We start from the raw sequence: 18,541 nt of genomic DNA, 5'->3' as shown, positions 1-18,541 counted from the left end.
ACTCCTCGCGCTCACCGGAGCCAACCTTTCGTTCGCGACTCCGGGGCTCGCAACCCCGGCTCACTCCTCGCGCTCACCGGAGCCAACCTTTCGTTCGCGACTCCGGGGCTCGCAACCCCGGCTCACTCCTCGCGCTCACCGGAGCCAACCTTTCGTTCGGGAACTCGGCCGACTCACCGGTTCACCGCCTCGTAGACGAAGTTCAGCAGTGCCTCGTCGCCGTCGCGCCGGCCGTACCCGGCGGCGGCCTCACTCATCGCGTGCAGCCGCTGCGGGTCGCGGACCAGCGGGATCACCGTCCGCTCCAGCCAGTCCGGGGTCAGCTCCGCGTCGTCGACCAGCAGGCCGCCACCGGCCTCCACCACCGGCAACGCGTTGCGCTTCTGCTCCTGGTTGCTGTGCGGGTACGGCACGTAGATGGTCGGCAGGCCGATCGCGGCCACCTCGGCACAGGTCATCGCCCCGCCCCGGCCCAGCATCAGGTCCGCGGCGGCGTACCCGGCATCCATGTCGGAGAGGTACGGCAGGCTCACGTACGGCACCGGGAGGTCGGTCGGGACCGGCACCGGCTCGTTGCGGGCGCCCATCACGTGCAGCACCTGGATGCCGTTGCGGGCCAACTCCTTGGCCGCCCCGGCCACCGCCAGGTTGATCGAGCGGGCGCCCTGCGATCCACCGGCGACGAACAGCACCGGCAGGTCGGGACGGAGTCCGAAGTGGGCGCGGGCGGCGTTGCGCATGGCGGCCCGGTCCAGCCCGGCGATGGCCCGGCGCAGCGGCACCCCGACCACCCGGGCGTCACGCAGCGACTCGGCCTGGGCCGGCTGGTGCGGGAAACCCACCGCGATGTGCTTGGTGAACTTCATGCCCAGCCGGTTGGCCACCCCCGGTGGCACGTTCACCTCGTGGATCACGATGGGCAGCTCCCGCCGCCACGCGGCCAGGTACGCCGGCACTGACACGTACCCGCCGAAGCCGACCACCGCGTCGGCGCGCACCTCGTCGATCACCTTGCCGGCCGCGCGGGCCGCCGTCCACATCCGGCCCGGGGTACGGACCAGGTTCAGGTTGACCGACCGGGGCAGCTGGTAGGCCGGGATGTTGCGCAGGTCGTAGCCGGCCGGCGGGATCAGCTCGTTCTCCAGGCCCTTGGGTGTGCCGAGGCAGGTGATCCGGACGCCGGGGTCGTGTCGGCGCAGGCAGTCGGCGAAGGCGAGCAGCGGGTAGATGTGCCCCCCGGTGCCACCTCCTGCGAGCACCACCGAACGCAGCGGACCCATCAACGTCTCCTCTCGTCCGCCGACCCGCCACGGCCCCGGCCCTCCCGGGTGCCACGCGGTGCGGCCTGGTCGTCACTGCGCCGCTTGCGTGCCTGGGGTACGGACCCACGGGCAGCCGTCGGCGGCGCCGCGCGGCGGCGTCGGCCGGGAAGCGGCGGCAACGGAGCCCACACTAGTCGGACCCACCGGGCCGGCGGACGGGCATGCAGGGCCCGGGCCGCATCGGGTTCCGCCCGGGCGAACGAGGCCAGCATGCCGACCGCCGCGAGCGTGACGACCAGGGCGCTGCCGCCGTCGGAGATGAACGGCAGCGGCACACCGGTCAGCGGCAGCAGGCCGATCACGCCACCCATGTTGATGAACGCCTGGCCGACCAGCCACGCGGTGGCCCCGGCGGCGGCCAGCCGGCGGAACGGGTCGTCCACGCGGCGGGCGATCCGCAGGCCGGTGTAGGCGAGGACGGCGAACAGCACCACCACCACCGCGCAGCCGACCACCCCGAGTTCCTCGGCGATGACCGCGAAGATGAAGTCGTTCTCGGCCGCCGGCAACCAGGCCCACTTGGTGCGCCCCTGCCCCAGCCCGGTGCCGAACCAGCCGCCGTTGGCGATGGCGTAGCGCGCCTGGACCATCTGGTAGCAGAGCGCGTCGCGGCAGTCGTCCAGCGGCGGCGGGTTGAAGAAGACGGTGAGCCGGGCGAGCCGGTAGTTCTCCTCACCGCGTACGCCGGAGCCGGCGCCGAGCGAGGCCACCGCGACCAACAGGCCGATGCCGGCCAGGCCGATCGCGCCGAGCGCGGCGAAGATCCGCAACCGCACCCCGGCCGCCCAGAGCAGGCCGACCACCAGGGCCAGCAGGCAGAGCATGCTGCCCAGGTCGTTGTAGCCGACCAGGACGAACATCAGGGCCACCACCGGGAACAGCGGGGTGGCCAGCTCCCGCCACCAGCCCAGCGCCGCGCCCTTGCGGGCCAACACGTACGCCCCCCACAGCACCAGGGCGAACTTCGCCAGCTCGGAGGGTTGCAGGCCGAACCCGAACACGTACAGCCAGAGCAGATCGGCCTCCAGCGGGCCGATCCGGGGCTCGCCGTCGGTCAACCGCCCGTACGCCTCCAGCAGGTTCAGCACCACCAGCAGTGCCACCGAGACGGCCAGCGCCGGCCGACCCAGCGACCGGTAGGTGCTGGCGGGCAGCCGCTGGCAGGCCCAGAACACCACGATGCCGATCACCGCGAAGATCGCCTGCCTGGTCAGCGACGTCGAGGCGCTGCCGCCCTGCGCGTAGTCGCGCACGCTGGTGGCCGAGAAGACCATCGTCAGGCCGATCAGCAGCAGCAGTCCGGCGCTGGCGAGCAGCAGGTGGTAGGAGGCCAGCGGCCGGGAGAGCAGGCCACGCAGCGCGGCGAGTCCGCCCACCGCGTCCAGGCCACGCCACGGCCCACCACCCGGCGTCTCGCCGGACGCACCGGACCCGCCGGCACGACCGGTACCCGCCCCGGCTGTCGCGGCACCGGCCGTGCGCGTGCCACCGGCCGCTCCCGATCCGCCGGGTCGCGCCGCGTCCTCGGTTCCGACCGCCGCGGCCGATCCCCCGGTGGTTCCTACCCGGGACGACCGCCGGGTCGACCGCGCGCCGTCGTCTTCTCGCACCTCCCCCACAGCGCCATCATCGCCGCTCCGGGGACCTGACACCGGCGGTACCGGCTGGTCGGCGTGTCGAACGTGCGTTCAACCACACTCCGCCGCCTACCGATCACCCTCCGCCACCCACACACCCCTCCCCACCCCACCGCCCGCCCCGCCCGCGCCCGCCCGCTCGCCCCCGCGATCAGGGAGTAGTGGTCGGCGTTTCATGCCGGTACGGACGCATTCGTCCATACCACGACTCCATGATCGCGGGGGCGAGGTCGGCGGGAAGGCCGCGAGGGCGGGTGGGGCGGGTGGGGGTGGGGGTCAGGGGGTCGGGGGGGTCTGGGGGTCAGCCCATGTTGGCGAGGAAGTCGCTGTAGAAGAGGCCCAGGGCGATGGCGACACCGATGCCGGCGATGATCCAGAACCGGACCACGATGTTGACCTCGCTCCACCCGGCCAGCTCGAAGTGGTGTTGCAGCGGCGACATCCGGAACACCCGCTTGCCGGTGGTCTTGAAGGAGATGATCTGGATCACCACGGACATCGTGATGATCACGAAGAGCCCACCGATGATCGGGAGTAGCAGCACCGTCCGGGTGGACATCGCCATGCCGGCGATCAGGCCACCCAGGCCGAGCGCGCCGGTGTCGCCCATGAAGATCCGGGCCGGTGAGGTGTTCCACCAGAGGAAGCCGACACAGGCACCGGCGGCGGCACCGGCGATCAACGCGATCTCCAGCGGATCCCGGACCGCGTAGCAGTAGTTGTTCGGGTTGGCGGTGTACGACGGGTCGGCGCACCAGTGCCGGTACTGCCAGAACGCGATCACCGCGTACGCGCCGAGCACCATCACCGAGGCGCCGGTGGCCAGGCCGTCGAGGCCGTCGGTGAGGTTGACGCCGTTGGTCGCCGCCATCACCACGAAGATGAAGATGACCACCGCGCCGATCTTGGTGACGTCCAGCGCCGGGATGTCCCGGATGAAGCTGAGCGTCGTGCTGCCGACGGTCTCGGTGTTGGTCACCTCGCCGCTGGCGTCGGTCATGGTGGACGGGAAATAGAGCGCCACGACCCCGAACAGCGCGCCGACCAGGATCTGGCCGAGCAGCTTGCCCCGGGCGCTCAATCCGCCGCTGTGCCGCTTGCGCACCTTCAGGAAGTCGTCGACGAAGCCGACCGCGCCGCAGAAGACCATCAGGCCCAGCAGCACCAGCGCGGTGATGGTCGGCTCGACCTGGGCGATCTGCGCGTCCGGCAGGGTGGTCAGAGCCAGGTGGCCGGCCACGTACGCGATCACGGTGGCCAGGATGAACACCACCCCGCCCATGGTCGGGGTGCCCTTCTTGCCCTGGTGCATCTGCGGGCCCTCGGCCCGGATCGGCTGGCCGGCCTTGAGCCGGGTGAACACCTTGATCGCGATCGGGGTGCAGAACAGCGAGACGAGGAAGGCCACCCCGATGGCCACGATGACCGCTCTCACGAAGCGTCACCCTCGCCGTCTGCGGCCACGTCGACGCGCAGCGCGTCGGCCACCTCCCAGGTCCGGTACCGAGAGCCCTTCACCAGGACGACATCGCCCTGCCGTAGCTCGCTTCGCAGCACCTCGACGGCCGCCGCCTGATCGGTGAGCAGCACCGACTCTCCTCCCCAGTCACCTACCGATGTCGCCCCGTGGTGAATCGGCGCCGCGGCCTCACCGACCACCAGCAGCCGGGCGACGCCCAGCTCGGCCGCGAGACGGCCCATGTCGGCGTGCCCCTGCGTCTCGAAGTCACCCAGCTCGGCCATGTAGCCGAGCACCGCGACGGTACGCCTCCCGCTGCCGATGCCGGCGAGCGCACGCAGCGCCACCGCCATCGACGCCGGGTTGGCGTTGTACGAGTCGTCGATCACGGTCACCCCGTCGGTGCGTTCGAAGACGTCCATCCGACGGGTCGAGACCAGCCCGAGCGCGCCCAGCGCGACGGCCAGCTCGGTCAACGGCATGCCCAGTTCCCGGGCCACCGCCGCGGCGGCCAGGCTGTTGGAGACCTGGTGCCGTCCGGTGAGCCCGAGCCGCACCGGCGCGTCGCCCTCCGGCGTCACCAGGGTGTACGACGGCCGGCCGCGCTCGTCCAGCGTCACGTCCTCGGCACGGATGTCGGCGTGCGCCGCCTCGCCGTAGCGGACCACCCGGGCCACCGTACGGCTCGCCATCGCGTCGACCAGCGGGTCGTCGGCGTTGAGTACCGCCAGGCCGTCGGCCGGCAGCGACTCCACCAGTTCGCCCTTGGCCACGGCGATGTTCTCCTGGGAGCCGAACTCCCCGATGTGCGACACCCCGACGTTGAGCACCACGGAGATGCGCGGCGGTGCCACCTCGCAGAGGTAGCGCACGTGGCCGATGCCCCGCGCGCCCTTCTCCATCACCAGGTAGCGCGTCGTCGGCCCGGCCTGCAACGCCGTGTACGGGTGCCCCAGCTCGTTGTTGAACGAGCCGGGCGGCGCCACCGTCTCGCCGAGGCGCGCGGTGAGCTGGGCGATCAGATCCTTGGTGGTGGTCTTGCCGGAGGAACCGGTCAACCCGATCACGGTCAGCTCCGGCAGCCGGTCCACCACGGTCCGGGCCAGCCGACCCATCGCGGTCAACGCGTCGGCGACCACGATCATCGGTACGCCGGGCACCTCGCGGGTGCCCAGCACCGCCACCGCGCCGTCCGCCACGGCCGCCGCCGCGTAGTCGTGCCCGTCGACCTTCTCCCCGTCGAACGCGACGAACAGTCCACCGGCGGCGACCTTGCGCGAGTCGAACTCGACGCTGCCGATGATCCGCGCGTCGGGGTCGGCGTCGACCAGTCGACCGTCGACGGCCGAGGCGACCTCGGCCAGGCTGAGCGCGATCACCGCTGCCCCGCCAGGTCCCCGAAGCGGGCCCGCAGCGCGTCGGCGAGCTCCGTCCGGTCGTCGAACGGGTACGTCTCGCCGGCGATCTCCTGGCCGCGTTCGTGCCCCTTGCCCAGCAGCGCCACCACGTCCTGCGGCTCGGCCAGCCGGACCGCCTCGTCGATCGCCGCGCGACGCCCGGCCACCTCGACGATCCGGGCCGCCGTACCAGCCTGGTGGGCACCGGCGAGCACCTCGGCGCGGATCGCCGACGGCTCCTCGGTACGCGGGTTGTCGTCGGTCACCACGACCACGTCGGCTCCCTCCGCGGCAGCGGCACCCATCAGGGGCCGCTTGCCCCGATCCCGGTCGCCGCCCGCACCGATCACACAGATCAGCCGGCCGGCGCTGAGTCCGCGCAGTGCGGCCAGCGCGGCCACCACGGCGTCGGTCTTGTGTGCGTAGTCGACCACCCCGCGTACCCCGCCGGCCACGCCCACCGACTCCAGACGCCCGGGTACGCCACCGCAGGCGGCCACACCCTCGGCGGCGGTCACCGGATCGACTCCGGCGGCGACCAGGGTGGCGATGGCCAGCAGGGCGTTCGCCACGTTGTGCCGGCCGGGCAGCGCCACCCCGGCGGGCAGCGTCAGCCCGTCCGGGCCGTGCACGGTGAAGCGCTGGGCGTACCCGTCGCCGTCGACCTTCTCGGCCCACCACGTGGCGGTCGGGTCACCGGCCGCCGAGTAGCTGACCGTGGCCGGGGTGAAGAGCGGTTCCAGCGCCGGGTCGTCGCGGTTGAGCACCTCCACCGCGCAGCGCCCGTCGAAGAGGCGCGCCTTGGCCGCGAAGTAGTCCTCGGCGTCGGCGTGGAAGTCCAGGTGGTCGGAGCCGAAGTTGGTCCAGCCGCCGACGCCGAACCGCACCCCGCCGACCCGGCCCATCGCCAGGGCGTGGCTGGAGACCTCCATGACCACCGCGGTGACGCCCCGCTCGCGGGCGGCGGCGAGCATCGCGTGCAGGTCGGTGGCCTCCGGCGTGGTCCGCACGCTGTCCACCACGAGGTCGCCCAGGCGCGTCTCGACGGTGCCGATCAGGCCGGTGGTGTGGCCGGCGGCGCGCAGCCCGGACTCGACGAGGTAGGCGGTGGAGGTCTTCCCGGCGGTGCCGGTGACCCCGATCGTCAGCAGGTGCGCGGTCGGGTCGCCGTAGATCGTCGAGGCGACCGGGCCGAGCGCCGCGCGTGGGTCGTCGACCACCAGGACCGGCAGTCCGGTGCCGGCGGCCGACTCGGCACCGGCCGGGTCGGTCAGCACGGCGACCGCGCCGGCCTGGGCCGCACCGGCGGCGAACTCCGCGCCGTGCCGGCGGGCGCCGGGCAGGGCCGCGTACAGGTCGCCGGGTCGGACCTCCTGACTGGCATGGGTCGCCCCGGTCACCACCGGATCGGCGCTGGTAGAGGGCGCCACGGCGAGCCGGGCGGCTAGGTCACCGAGCCGGATTCCGGTCACGGTACGGGGACGAGGATTGCCGCGCACGGCGTCAGACCCTACCCGGTCGCCCGGGTCCGGCCGCACGGCGCGCCTGAATCTCCGCCGCACGAAGTCGAACCGCAGGTGGCGGCCGGTGGATGCGGCAGGCGTACGCCCGACGGCCACGATCGGGCACCCGACCGGCGGGTGTCCCGGCGACCGTCCGCCTCCCCAGGGCGACCGCCCGCCTTCTCGTTAGGACGCGACCAGACGACTTCCGGCGTCGACGACCATTCCCGCCGACGACGGATACGGAAAGACGACGCATCCGGGCACGGTCGCCACGAAAAGGCCGGAAAGCACACCGGCGAATATGCGTACGTCAATTCCTCGGGTCACCGGTGACGGAACCGGTGACCCGAGGATTGACGTCGACGACAGTTACGGGAACACGGTGAATTTCGGGGCCGGATCACTCGACGGCGGCACCCGGAAATGGCGCAGCGCGAAGGTCATCATTTCCTTGAACGCCGGCGCCGCGACCCGGCCACCGCCGCCACTCGGGCTGTGCACGAAGACCGCGATCACGTACTGCGGCTTGTCCGCCGGGGCCATCCCGATGAACGAGGCGACCTCGCCGGGCTGCTTCTTCCCCTCGACCAGCCGCCACCCGGTCCCGGTCTTGCCCGCCACCCGGTAACCGGGCACCGCCGCGGACAGTCCGGTGGCGTTGTCCACGGTGGTGACCGCCTCCAGGATGTGCCGCAACTCGGCGGCGTTCTTCGGGCTGAGCACCTGACGGGTCACCGGCTCCTCGGCCGGTGTCGGCTTCCCGTCCGGCCCGATCGTCTCCTTGACCAGCCTCGGCTGCACGTACGTGCCGTCGTTGGCGATGGCGGCGTACGCGGCGGCCATCTGCAGCGGCGTGGCGTCCACGCTGTGCCCGATCGGCACCGAGCCGTGCGACGACTCGCTCCACTCCTGCACCGGCAGCAGTCGTCCGCCCGCCTCGCCGGGCATGCCCACACCGGTCGGCTTGCCGAGCCCGAACCGCTGCTGGTAGTCGAGCAGCCGTTCCGGGCCGAGCTGGTCGGCGATCTGGATGGTGCCGACGTTGGAGGAGTGGGCCATCATCCCGGACACGCTCATCCGCTTGCCGTCCGCCGGGAACGTGTCCCGGAACCAGGTGTCACCCTTGCGGATTCCGTTGGCGACCGGGAAGACGGTGTCCTTGGTGATGACGCCCTCCTGCAACGCCGCCCCGAACGTGATCGCCTTGTGCACCGAACCCGGGTCGACGATGAAACTGGTGGCCGCGTCCTCCCGGTCGGTGGGGTCGCTCGCCTGCGGTTTCGCCGCGTTGTAGGTGGGATGGCTGGCCTGGGCCAGCACCTCCCCGGTCCGCGCGTCGAGCACCACCGCGGCACCCGTGCTGCCCTGCACCGCCTTCATCTGCTCGCTGAGGATCCGCTGCACCGTGTACTGCAGGTCACGGTCGATGGTGAGCACGATCGAGCTGCCCGGCTTGGCCTTGGTGGTGCGGCTGTAGCCGCCGGGGATGGGCGCGGCCAACGCGCCCAGGCCGACCTCGAAGACACGCTGGCCGTCCTCGCCGTGCAGCAGGTCGTCGTAGCGCGCCTCCAGGCCCTCCAACCCGACCATGTCCAGGCTGGTGAAACCGATCAGGTTGGCGGCCAGGTCACCGCCGGGGACCTCGCGCCGCTCGTCGCGGTGCACGGCGATGCCCGGCAGACCCAGCTCCATGATCTCCCGGGCCCGGGCCACGGTGACCCCGCGCGCCAGGTACTCGAACTGGGAGTCGACGCCACTGATCCGCTTGCGGGGCTTCATCTTCTCGGCCAGGTCCGAAGCGGGCATGCCGAGCAGCGGGGAGAGCGTCTGCGCGGTCGCCGGGATGTCCTCGATCCGGGTCGGGTCGGCGTAGACGTACCGGGCCTCGACGCTGTGCGCCAGGGCGGCACCGTCGCGGTCGAAGATCGCCCCGCGCGGCGCGGGCAGCGGCACGGTTCGCAGCCGGTCGGCCATGCCGCCGTCGGCGTACGCCGGAGTGTCGACGGTCTGGAGCACGACGAGCCGCACGCCGATGGCGACGAAGAGGGCCAACGCGAGCGCGGTACCCAGCCGCAGCCGGCGTCCCGGGTCGGCGAGCCGGGGCGGACGCGGCGCCTTGCGGGCCGGGCGGCGCGGGGCGGCCGGGCGGTCGCCCCGGCGCGGCTCCCGTCCCCCGACGCGACGCCGGGGCGTCCCGGCCGGCGCCTCGCCCCGAGGGGTGCGGTCGGTGACGGTCCGGACCACGGTGGTCCTGCCGGCGGTGGACTCCCGCCGGGATGCGGCACCCGACCGGGCACCGGCGCGGGTGGCGGCGGAGCGTCCGCCGTCGAGCACCTGCAACGCCGGGCGGAACGGGTCCTGGGTCCGGCTGGTGCGCGGGCTGCGCCGCTGCTCGGCCCGGCCGCCGCCGTCCCGGACGGTGCGCCCCCGGGGGGTGTACGCGCGGGCGTCGGAGATGCCGCCGATACCCGGCTCGCCGCCGCGCTCGTCCGGTGCACCCCCGTTACGGGAAGAACCGCGCCGGGAGCCTGTGGCGTCCCGGCGCGGTTCGTCTGATCTCGAGGGCACGGCCTACCCCTCCGAGCCCTGCTGGCTGGTGATCGACACCTGCCCGCTGGCCGGCTGCGGCACGCCGATCATCTTGCCGTCCGGCAGCCGGATGTACGCCAGCTCGCCCGACTCGACCAGCCCCAGACGGCGGGCCTGGGCCTCCAGGTTGCCCGGCGACTCCGACTCGGCGATCTGCTTCTTCAGCTGCTGCTGCTCCACGTCGAGCTTGGCCTGCTGCTGCTGGAGTTCGTCGAGCCGGAACGCATTCTCGTTGATCTTCGTGTTGACGGCCAGGATGCCGAGCACTCCACCGACGACGAGCACCACCACGAGCGCCGCGAACGGTGCCCGGGGCACCCGCACCGGCGGCGGCGGGGCGACCCGCAGCCGCGGCGACTCGGCCCTCTCCGGCTTGCCGGTGTCGGCCCGTTCCACCGGACGCAGTGCGGCGCTGCCCTGGACGGGAAACTCGCGCGCCCCCCGGGCGCGAGTGTCGTCCAGCCGGCTCACCCGGTCCTGCCGCCGGGTGTCGTTCCCGGCTACTCGGGTCCGCTCCGCCGCGATCCGGCCCCCCGACCGCGGTGTGCGCTGCCCGACGCCGGCGACGTCCCGACGCTTGCTCACATTCATATTCCCTCCCCCTCTTCGTCCGTGTCCCCCGGCGTCCGCCGCGGTCCCCCTCCGGTTTCCGCGGCCGACCCCATCCCCGGTTGGTGCATCGCCTTGACCCGGCGCCGGTACCGTTCGCGGTCGGTACGCCCCTGGTGCCGGGCCTGCGGGTCGATCCGTTCCGCCGCCCGTAGCCGCACCGATGCGGCTCGCGGGTTGGCGGCGACCTCCCTCTCCCCGGGCAGCTCCGCGCCCCGGCTGAGCAGCCGGAACGTCGGCTCCGACCCGGGCAGTTCGACCGGGAGGTCGACCGGGCCCGTACTGCGGACCCGGCCGGCGAGCGCCTGCTTGGTGAGCCTGTCCTCCAACGAGTGGTAGGACAGGACCACCATGCGACCGCCGACGGAAAGTGTGTCCAGAGCGGCCGGCAGCGCCGTCTCCAGCACTGCCAGTTCTCTGTTTACCTCGATCCGTAAAGCCTGAAACGTTCTCTTTGCCGGGTGTCCCCCGGTTCGCCGGGCCGGCGCCGGGATCGACTCCCGCACCAGCTCGGCCAGACGCGCCGACGAGGTGATCCGGCCCCGGTCCCGTTCCCGGATGATCGCCGAGGCGATCCGGCCGGCGAACTTCTCCTCGCCGTACACCCGCAGCACCCGGGCCAGGTCCGGGTGCGGATAGGTGTTGACCACCTCCTCGGCGGTCACCCCCCGGGTCTGGTCCATCCGCATGTCCAGCGGCGCGTCCTGTGCGTACGCGAACCCGCGGTCGGGCGCGTCGAGTTGCAGTGAGGAGACACCGAGGTCGAAGAGCACACCGTCCACGGACGGGTAGCCCAAGCGGTCCAGCACCTCGGGCAACTCGTCGTAGACCGCGTGTTCCAGATGGACGCGATCGGCGAACCGGGCCAGCCGTACCCGAGCGTGTGCGAGTGCCTCGGTGTCCCGGTCCAGGCCCACCAGGATCGTCTCCGGATGCGCCTGCAACACCGCCTCGGCGTGCCCGGCCAGGCCGAGCGTCGCGTCGACGTGGACAGTACGGCCGCCTCGACCCAGCGCGGGGGCGAGCAGCTCGAGACACCGCTCAAGCAGCACCGGCACATGCGTGCCGCGTAGCTCCCCCATGTCGCCCCCCACTGGTTGAACCGGTCTCGTTGTCGCGTCCTGCTCGTCGGACGACGCCGTGCCGTCGTACCGCCAGATCCCCATCCGCTCTCGACTCGTGCGCCTGGCACCGGGGAAGGGATGCCAGGAACTCGAAAGCGGCTGGAGATCTCGCAGTACGTCGGGCGTCGCCACGCCCTACAGACCGCCTGGCAGCACCCCCTCCTCGATGTCGGCGAAGTCGTCTTCGCTCTCGGCGAGGTAGGTCTCCCAGGCGACCTTGTCCCAGATCTCCACCCGGGTGCTCGCGCCGATGACCACCAGGTCCCGGTCGAGCCCCGCGTAGCTGCGCAGGTGTGCCGGGATGGTCACCCGGCCCTGCTTGTCGGGTATCTCGTCGTGCGCGCTGGCGAAGAAGACACGGCTGTAGGCCCGGGCCGCCTTGTGCGTCATCGGCTGCGCGCGCAACTGCTCCGCGATGTGCTGGAACTCAGGCGTCGGAAAGACGTAGAGGCAGCGCTCCTGCCCTTTGGTGATCACGACACCCCCCGCCAGCTCATCCCGGAACTTCGCCGGAAGGATCAACCGGCCTTTGTCGTCCAGGCGCGGAGTGTGGGTGCCGAGAAACATCGGCCCAACCCCCTCGCCCTTTAACGGCGTTCGCGCGCCGTTGACCCCCCGGGCCGGTGGGCCCCTCCCGGCCCCACCAATGCGCCCCACTCTACTCCACTTCCCTCCACCCGCAACCAGAATCGACCGCGCGGCGCGTCGCCGCGCGCCACAAAACCGCACGTCAGCCGGGGTGGAGCGGAGTGGAGGGCGGCGGGGCGGCGGACGTGGTCCGCTATCCGACATAGATCCACTCGGGCCGGTCCGGACGCCCGCCGCCCCGCTCACCGACGAAGTGGACAGAACGGAACACCCTCGGCGGCGATCTGAGGGGTGGTCTGGTCCGGTAACCTCGCTCGCGTGACGGACGCGAAGATGCCCCTACGGGCGAAGGTGGCCAGCTCCGTGTCACGGACCGCCGCAGCCCTGTCGCGGGCTGCGGGCCGTGGCGACGGCTCGGTGATCGGTGGCTGGATCGGCCTGAAGATCGACCCGGACCTGCTGGCACACCTCTCCGCCGGACGGGCCATCGCACTGGTCTCGGGCACCAACGGCAAGACCACCACCACACGGCTGGCCGCCGCCGCCGTCGGCGTGCTCGGCCGGGTCGCCACCAACTCCTTCGGCGCCAACATGCCCACCGGGCACACCTCGGCCCTGGCCAAGGCGGGCAGCACCCCGTACGCGGTGCTGGAGGTCGACGAGCACTACCTTGCGCAGGTGATCGAGGCGACCGAGCCGCACGTCGTGGCGCTGCTCAACCTCTCCCGCGACCAGCTCGACCGGGCCAAGGAGGTCGCCATGATGGCGCAGCTCTGGCGCGCGGCCCTGGTCCGCCACCCGGACATCCGCATCGTGGCCAACGCCGACGACCCGATGGTGGTCTGGGCGGCCACCCCGCCGGCCGCCCACGACCAGCGGATCACCCCACCGCACGTCACCTGGTTCTCCGCCGGTCAGCGGTGGCACGACGACTCGTGGGTCTGCCCCGAGTGCGGCTCGACCATCCAGCGCTCCGGCGAGCAGTGGTGGTGCAGCGGATGCCCGCTGCGCCGCCCGCAGCCGCAGTGGACGGTCGACGACGAGGGCGTCCTCGACCCCACCGGCGCCTGGTACAAGGTGAAGCTCCAGCTTCCCGGCAAGGTCAACATCGGTAACGCGGCCACCGCGCTGGCCCTGGCCGCCGAGTTCGGCGTACGCCCATTCGACGCGGTCCCCCGCCTCGGCGACGTCACCTCGGTCGCCGGACGGTACGCCCAGGTCGAGCGGGACGGTCGGCTGGTCCGGCTGCTGCTGGCGAAGAACCCGGCCAGTTGGCTGGAGGCGTTCGACATGGCCGAGCACACCGCGACCCTGCTCTCCATCAACGCCCGCGACCCCGACGGGTTGGACACCTCCTGGCTCTTCGACGTCGACTTCGCCCCGCTACGCGGACGTCAGGTGCTCATCACCGGCGACCGCGCGTACGACCTGGCGGTCCGGCTGGACGTCAACGGCGTGCCGTTCCAGCACGTCCGCACGTTCGACGACGCCATCCGGGCGGTGCCGCCGGGGCGGCTGGAGGTCATCGCGAACTACACCGCCTTCCAGGACATCCGAGCGGAGTTGGACCGTGTCAACTGAGACCCTGCGCATCGTCTGGATCTACCCCGACCTGCTCTCCACCTACGGCGACCGGGGCAACATGCTGATCCTGGCCCGGCGGGCACAGCAGCGCGGCTTCCCGATCGAGGTGCTGGAGGTCCGCTCCGACCAGCCGATGCCCACCACCGCCGACATCTACCTCATCGGCGGCGGCGAGGACGGCCCGCAGGCGCTCGGCGCCCAGCGGCTGCTCACCGACGGCGGCCTGCACCGGGCGGTCGCCCAGGGCTCGGTGGTGTTCGGCGTCTGCGCCGGATACCAACTGCTCGGCACGTCGTTCTTCGCCAAGGGCACCCAGTACCGCGGCCTGGAACTGCTCGACCTCTCTTCCGACCGGGGCGAGACCCGGGCCGTCGGCGAGCTGGCCGGTGACATCGACGCCCGACTCGGCCTGCCTCCGCTGACCGGCTTCGAGAACCACGGCGGCCGTACCCGTCTCGGTGCCGAGGTCTCCCCGCTGGCCCGGGTCACCGCCGGGATCGGCAACGACGGCGCCACCGAGGGCGCGTGGCGCGGCAAGCTGCTCGGCACGTACTCCCACGGTCCGGCGCTGGCCCGCAACCCGGCCCTGGCCGACCTGCTGCTGCGCTGGGCCACCGGCGCACAGCAGCTTCCGCCGCTCGACGACACCTGGGCCGACCGGCTGCGGGCCGAACGTCGGGCCGCGGTGGCCGCCGCCCGGGCATGACCCCGGCCGTCCGGCGGCTCACACGGTACTGGCGATCGGTGCAGCCGGTCGCCACCACACCGTCGGTCGTCCGGTTCGGCCTGCTGCTACTCCTGATCGCCGGGTTCGGGGTGACCCTGATCCTGGTCCCCCACCCCGACCCGACGGCGCTGCCGCAGTTCGGCGACCGACTGGGCGGTCTCGCCCCGGTCGCCGGAGTCCTCGGCGGCGCGCTGCTGCTGGTGGCACTGGTCCCCCGTACGTTCATCACGCTCGCCGCGGGCGCGCTCTTCGGCGCCCTGGAGGGTGCCGCGTACGCGCTGGGGGCCGCCCTGCTGGCGGCGGCGATCGGCTTCACCGTCGGCCGGGTGCTCGGGCGGGAGTTCGTCGCCGAGCGCGTCCGGGGCCGGTTGGCCCGACTGGATCGCTGGTTCACCCGGCAGAGCGTGCTCGGGGTGATCACCGTACGGCTGCTGCCGATCTCCGGCTACGGCCTGGTCAGCTACGGCTACGGCACCACCGGCGCGCGAATACTGCCGTTCCTCGTCGGCAGCGTGATCGCCTCCGCCCCGTCGGCGTTCGGCTACGCCGCCGTCGGCGCCGCCGTCACCAGTCCCGGCGAGGTCAACTGGCTCGCCGCCACCCCCGCCGCGCTCGGCTTCATCGCCAGCGCGGTGCTGCTCACCCGCTGGTGGCTCGCCGAACGCCGACGCCGCACCACCCAGATGTAAGGAGGGGTCCCCTGCTAACAACTCGGCAAGCGCGATCGTGCCGCGCCCCCGCTCTCGCCGCATCGCGCTCCATGATCACGCTCGATCCTGGATCGAGTGGCCTCGGTGTCAGCACGAGACCACTCGATCCCGGATCGAGCACGACCTTGCGACGAGTCGCCGCACCCCGGGAACTCGAAGACGCCGCCTTCGTAGCGCCGGAGCGTGCGGCACGTCTTCTTCCCGCCCACGTGGCCCCACGGGTGCCCGCCGCAGCGCCGGCTCGCACCGCACGCGCGCCCGCATACCGTGCACTGGAGGGCTCGGCCGCCGCACCGAGCACGGCGTTCGAACGTTAGAAAGGGTCCCCTGCTATGCACGAGGCGTTAGCAGGGGACCCTTCCTTTCACCAACAACAGCTCACCTACACCAACAGCTCGCCAACAGCGTCAGGCGACGACGGACACCATCCGGCCGGGGATCACGATGACCTTGCGCGGTTCCTTGCCGGCCAGCACCCCCGCCACCGCTGCCAGCGCGGCGGAACGCACGTCGTCCTCGGCGGCGTCGGCCGGCACCTCGACCCGGCCCCGGACCTTGCCGTTGACCTGCACCGGGTAGGTGACGGTCTCGGCGACCAGCAGCGCCGGGTCGGCGACCGGGAAGTCCGCGTACGTCAGGGAGGTCTGGTGACCCAGCCGCCGCCACAGTTCCTCGGCGATGTGCGGGGCCAGCGGCGCCACCATCAGCACCAGCGGTTCGGCCACCTCGCGCGGGGTCGTCGCCAGCTTGGTCACCGCGTTGGTCAGCTCGATCAGCTTGGCGATCGCGGTGTTGAACCGGATGCCCTCCATGTCGCCCCGGACGCCGTCGATCACCCGGTGCAGCAACTGGCGGGTCTGTTGGTCGGCCGGTTCGTCGGTGACCCGCGACTCGCCGGTCTGCTCGTCGACGACCGCCCGCCAGACCCGCTGCAGGAACCGGTACGAGCCGACCACCGCCCGGGTCTCCCACGGGCGGGACACCTCCAGCGGCCCCATCGACATCTCGTAGACCCGGAACGTGTCGGCGCCGTACGCGGCGCACATCTCGTCCGGGGTGACCACGTTCTTCAGGGACTTGCCCATCTTGCCGTACTCGCGGTTGACCTGGACGTCGCCCAGGAACCAGTCGCCGTCGCGCTCGACGACCTCTTCGGCCGGGACGTAGGCGCCCCGGGCGTCGGTGTACGCGTACGCCTGGATGTAGCCCTGGTTGAACAGCTTGCGGAACGGCTCGAACGACGACACGTGCCCCAGGTCGAACAGCACCTTGTGCCAGAACCGGGCGTACAGCAGGTGCAGCACGGCGTGCTCGGCGCCGCCGACGTACAGGTCCACGCCACCGCAGTCGCCCTCGCCGCGCGGCCCCATCCAGTACCGCTCGTTCTCCGCGTCGACGAACCGTCCCTCGTTGGTCGGGTCCAGGTACCGCAGCTCGTACCAGCAGGAGCCGGCCCACTGCGGCATCACGTTGGTCTCCCGGGTGTACCGCTTCGGCCCGTCACCCAGGTCCAGCTCGACCTCGACCCAGTCGCGGCGGCGCGACAGCGGCGTCTCCGGGTCGCTGTCGGCGTCGTCGGCGTCGAAGGTGCGCGGCGAGAAGTCGTCCACCTCGGGCAGTTCGACCGGCAGCATCTCCTCCGGCAGCGCGATCGCGGCACCGTCGGCGTCGTAGACGATCGGGAACGGCTCGCCCCAGTACCGCTGCCGGCTGAACAGCCAGTCCCGCAGCCGGTAGGTCACCGCGCCCCGACCGGCGCCGGTGGACTCCAGCCAGGCGATGATGCGGGCCTTGGCGTCGGCCACCCCCAGTCCGTTCAGGTCCAGGTCGCGGTCGGGCGCGGCGCTGTTGATCGCCGGCCCCTCCCCGGTGTACGCGGTGCCGTCGAAGCCCTCCGGCGGCTGCACGGTACGCACGATCGGCAGCTCGAAGAGATCGGCGAACTCCCAGTCCCGCTCGTCCTGCGCGGGTACCGCCATGATCGCGCCGGTGCCGTAGCCGGCCAGCACGTAGTCGGCGATGAAGATCGGCACCTGCCCACCGGTGACCGGGTTGACGGCGTACGCGCCGATGAAGACGCCGGTCTTCTCCTTGGTGTCGGCCTGCCGCTCGACGTCGGTCTTGGCCGCCGCCGCCTTGCGGTACGCCTCGACGGCTGCCCGGGGATCGGTGTGCCCACCGGTCCACGCGTCCCGGGTCCCCTCCGGCCAGGCCGCCGGCACCAGCGCGTCGACCAGCTCGTGTTCGGGTGCCAGCACCATGTAGGTGGCCCCGAAGACGGTGTCCGGCCGGGTCGTGAACACCCGGATCGGCGCGGTCGGGGTCGGGAAGTCGATGTGCGCACCGGTGGATCGGCCGATCCAGTTGCGCTGCATGAGCTTGATCGGCTCCGGCCAGTCCAGCTTGTCCAGGTCGTCCAGCAGCCGGTCACCGTACGCGGTGATCCGCATCATCCACTGCTTCAGGTTGCGCTTGAAGACCGGGAAGTTGCCGCGCTCGGAGCGACCGTCGGCGGTGACCTCCTCGTTGGCCAGCACCGTGCCCAGCCCGGGGCACCAGTTCACCGGCGCCTGCGACACGTACGCCAGGCGGTGGTCGTCGACGATCGCGCGACGCTCGGCGGACGACAGCTCGGCCCACGGGCGGCCGTCCGGGGTACGCCGGGTACCGCCGGCGAACTCGGCGATCAGCTCGCTGATCGGGCGGGCCCGACCGGCCTGGCGGTCGTACCAGGAGTTGAAGATCTGCAGGAAGATCCACTGAGTCCAGCGGTAGAAGTCGGTCTCGATGGTGGCCACCGAGCGCCGCTGGTCGTGGGCCAGTCCCAGCCGCCGCAGCTGCTCCCGGTACCGCTCGATGTTCGCCTCGGTGGTCGTCCGGGGGTGCGTGCCGGTCTGCACCGCGTACTGCTCGGCGGGCAGGCCGAACGCGTCGAAGCCCATCGCGTGCAGCACGTTGCGCCCGGCCATCCGCTGGTAGCGGGCGTAACAGTCGGTGCCGATGTAGCCCAGCGGGTGCCCGACGTGCAGTCCCGCGCCGGACGGGTACGGGAACATGTCCAGCACGTACAGCTTCTCGGCGCCGGAGCGCGGGTGGGCCGGGTCGGCCAGCGGGCCGGACGGGTTCGGCGCGTGGAAGCTGCCCTCGCGTTCCCAGTGATCCTGCCAGCGGCGTTCGATCTCGTCGGCCAGCACGGCGGTGTACCGGAACGGTGGGGTGTCGTTGGCGGCTGCCTCGGTCATGGCCTTCTCCTCGCGTCGACCGGCGGGGTCTTCTCCGTGCTGGCTGGT

Annotated in this window: 13 protein-coding genes; 3 read left to right on the top strand and 10 right to left on the bottom strand. The window is 72.1% G+C overall.

Translation table 11 applies throughout. From position 1 onward, the window contains the following. Positions 1 to 173: 173 nt before the first annotated feature. From murG to mraZ, 9 genes are all read right to left on the bottom strand, one after another. The gene (murG, locus tag ABZ738_RS21870) at positions 174 to 1,280 is read right to left on the bottom strand and encodes an undecaprenyldiphospho-muramoylpentapeptide beta-N-acetylglucosaminyltransferase (protein WP_131057404.1); all 1,107 of its coding nucleotides are present in this window, start codon (positions 1,278 to 1,280) and stop codon (positions 174 to 176) included. After that, complete coding sequence (locus ABZ738_RS21865) at positions 1,280 to 2,707, bottom strand: putative peptidoglycan glycosyltransferase FtsW (RefSeq protein WP_176095948.1); 1,428 nt, start codon at positions 2,705 to 2,707, stop codon at positions 1,280 to 1,282. Before ABZ738_RS21865 ends, murG begins: the two co-directional genes overlap by 1 nt. A 553-nt stretch (positions 2,708 to 3,260) precedes the next feature. Next, positions 3,261 to 4,394: a phospho-N-acetylmuramoyl-pentapeptide-transferase gene (gene mraY / locus ABZ738_RS21860; RefSeq protein WP_131056879.1), complete on the bottom strand. Its 1,134-nt coding sequence runs from the start codon at positions 4,392 to 4,394 to the stop codon at positions 3,261 to 3,263. Then, positions 4,391 to 5,797 carry a UDP-N-acetylmuramoyl-tripeptide--D-alanyl-D-alanine ligase gene (gene murF, locus ABZ738_RS21855; RefSeq protein WP_357215818.1) on the bottom strand — a complete coding sequence of 469 codons (1,407 nt, stop codon included), beginning with the start codon at positions 5,795 to 5,797 and terminating at the stop codon, positions 4,391 to 4,393. Before murF ends, mraY begins: the two co-directional genes overlap by 4 nt. After that, positions 5,794 to 7,353, bottom strand: coding sequence for a UDP-N-acetylmuramoyl-L-alanyl-D-glutamate--2,6-diaminopimelate ligase (locus ABZ738_RS21850; RefSeq protein ID WP_357215815.1), 1,560 nt, complete (start codon positions 7,351 to 7,353; stop codon positions 5,794 to 5,796). The genes murF and ABZ738_RS21850 overlap by 4 nt, the downstream gene beginning before the upstream one ends. 336 nt (positions 7,354 to 7,689) lie before the next feature. Next, a complete protein-coding gene (locus ABZ738_RS21845; protein WP_357215812.1) occupies positions 7,690 to 9,888 on the bottom strand; it encodes a penicillin-binding protein 2 in 2,199 nt (732 codons plus the stop codon). 3 nt (positions 9,889 to 9,891) lie between these two features. Then, the gene (locus ABZ738_RS21840) at positions 9,892 to 10,500 is read right to left on the bottom strand and encodes a septum formation initiator family protein (RefSeq protein WP_131053912.1); all 609 of its coding nucleotides are present in this window, start codon (positions 10,498 to 10,500) and stop codon (positions 9,892 to 9,894) included. Further along, positions 10,497 to 11,600, bottom strand: a complete 1,104-nt coding sequence (gene rsmH, locus ABZ738_RS21835; RefSeq protein ID WP_357215808.1) for a 16S rRNA (cytosine(1402)-N(4))-methyltransferase RsmH — start codon at positions 11,598 to 11,600, stop codon at positions 10,497 to 10,499. Before rsmH ends, ABZ738_RS21840 begins: the two co-directional genes overlap by 4 nt. A gap of 177 nt (positions 11,601 to 11,777) precedes the next feature. Further along, entirely contained in the window at positions 11,778 to 12,209 is a 432-nt protein-coding gene (gene mraZ, locus ABZ738_RS21830) for a division/cell wall cluster transcriptional repressor MraZ (protein ID WP_131053914.1), read from the bottom strand. A gap of 354 nt (positions 12,210 to 12,563) precedes the next feature. On the opposite strand from mraZ, the gene ABZ738_RS21825 reads away from it, so the two are divergent. The 3 genes from ABZ738_RS21825 to ABZ738_RS21815 are packed head-to-tail and all read left to right on the top strand — an operon-like array spanning position 12,564 to position 15,230. Next, on the top strand, positions 12,564 to 13,811 hold the full coding sequence (locus ABZ738_RS21825; RefSeq protein ID WP_131053923.1) for a MurT ligase domain-containing protein: 1,248 nt from the start codon (positions 12,564 to 12,566) through the stop codon (positions 13,809 to 13,811). After that, positions 13,801 to 14,520 carry a glutamine amidotransferase gene (locus ABZ738_RS21820; protein ID WP_131053915.1) on the top strand — a complete coding sequence of 240 codons (720 nt, stop codon included), beginning with the start codon at positions 13,801 to 13,803 and terminating at the stop codon, positions 14,518 to 14,520. Before ABZ738_RS21825 ends, ABZ738_RS21820 begins: the two co-directional genes overlap by 11 nt. Positions 14,521 to 14,558: 38 nt before the next feature. Next, positions 14,559 to 15,230: a VTT domain-containing protein gene (locus ABZ738_RS21815; protein WP_343232773.1), complete on the top strand. Its 672-nt coding sequence runs from the start codon at positions 14,559 to 14,561 to the stop codon at positions 15,228 to 15,230. Positions 15,231 to 15,658: 428 nt separating this feature from the next. Here ABZ738_RS21815 and leuS read toward each other — a convergent pair whose 3' ends face one another. Further along, positions 15,659 to 18,493: a leucine--tRNA ligase gene (gene leuS / locus ABZ738_RS21810; protein ID WP_357215804.1), complete on the bottom strand. Its 2,835-nt coding sequence runs from the start codon at positions 18,491 to 18,493 to the stop codon at positions 15,659 to 15,661. Positions 18,494 to 18,541 lie beyond the last annotated feature (48 nt).

It is taken from the genome of Micromonospora sp. NPDC047793, from assembly GCF_040642635.1.
Classification (GTDB): Bacteria; Actinomycetota; Actinomycetes; order Mycobacteriales; family Micromonosporaceae; genus Micromonospora.
This window is presented reverse-complemented; position numbering and strand designations above follow the sequence as displayed.

Coding starts and splice junctions, on each gene's coding strand:
- rsmH (WP_357215808.1), bottom strand. CDS start 11,600: ATGGGGGAGCTACGCGGCACGCATGTGCCGGTGCTGCTTGAGCGGTGT.
- leuS (WP_357215804.1), bottom strand. CDS start 18,493: ATGACCGAGGCAGCCGCCAACGACACCCCACCGTTCCGGTACACCGCC.
- mraZ (WP_131053914.1), bottom strand. CDS start 12,209: ATGTTTCTCGGCACCCACACTCCGCGCCTGGACGACAAAGGCCGGTTG.
- ABZ738_RS21840 (WP_131053912.1), bottom strand. CDS start 10,500: ATGAATGTGAGCAAGCGTCGGGACGTCGCCGGCGTCGGGCAGCGCACA.
- murG (WP_131057404.1), bottom strand. CDS start 1,280: ATGGGTCCGCTGCGTTCGGTGGTGCTCGCAGGAGGTGGCACCGGGGGG.
- ABZ738_RS21825 (WP_131053923.1), top strand. CDS start 12,564: ATGCCCCTACGGGCGAAGGTGGCCAGCTCCGTGTCACGGACCGCCGCA.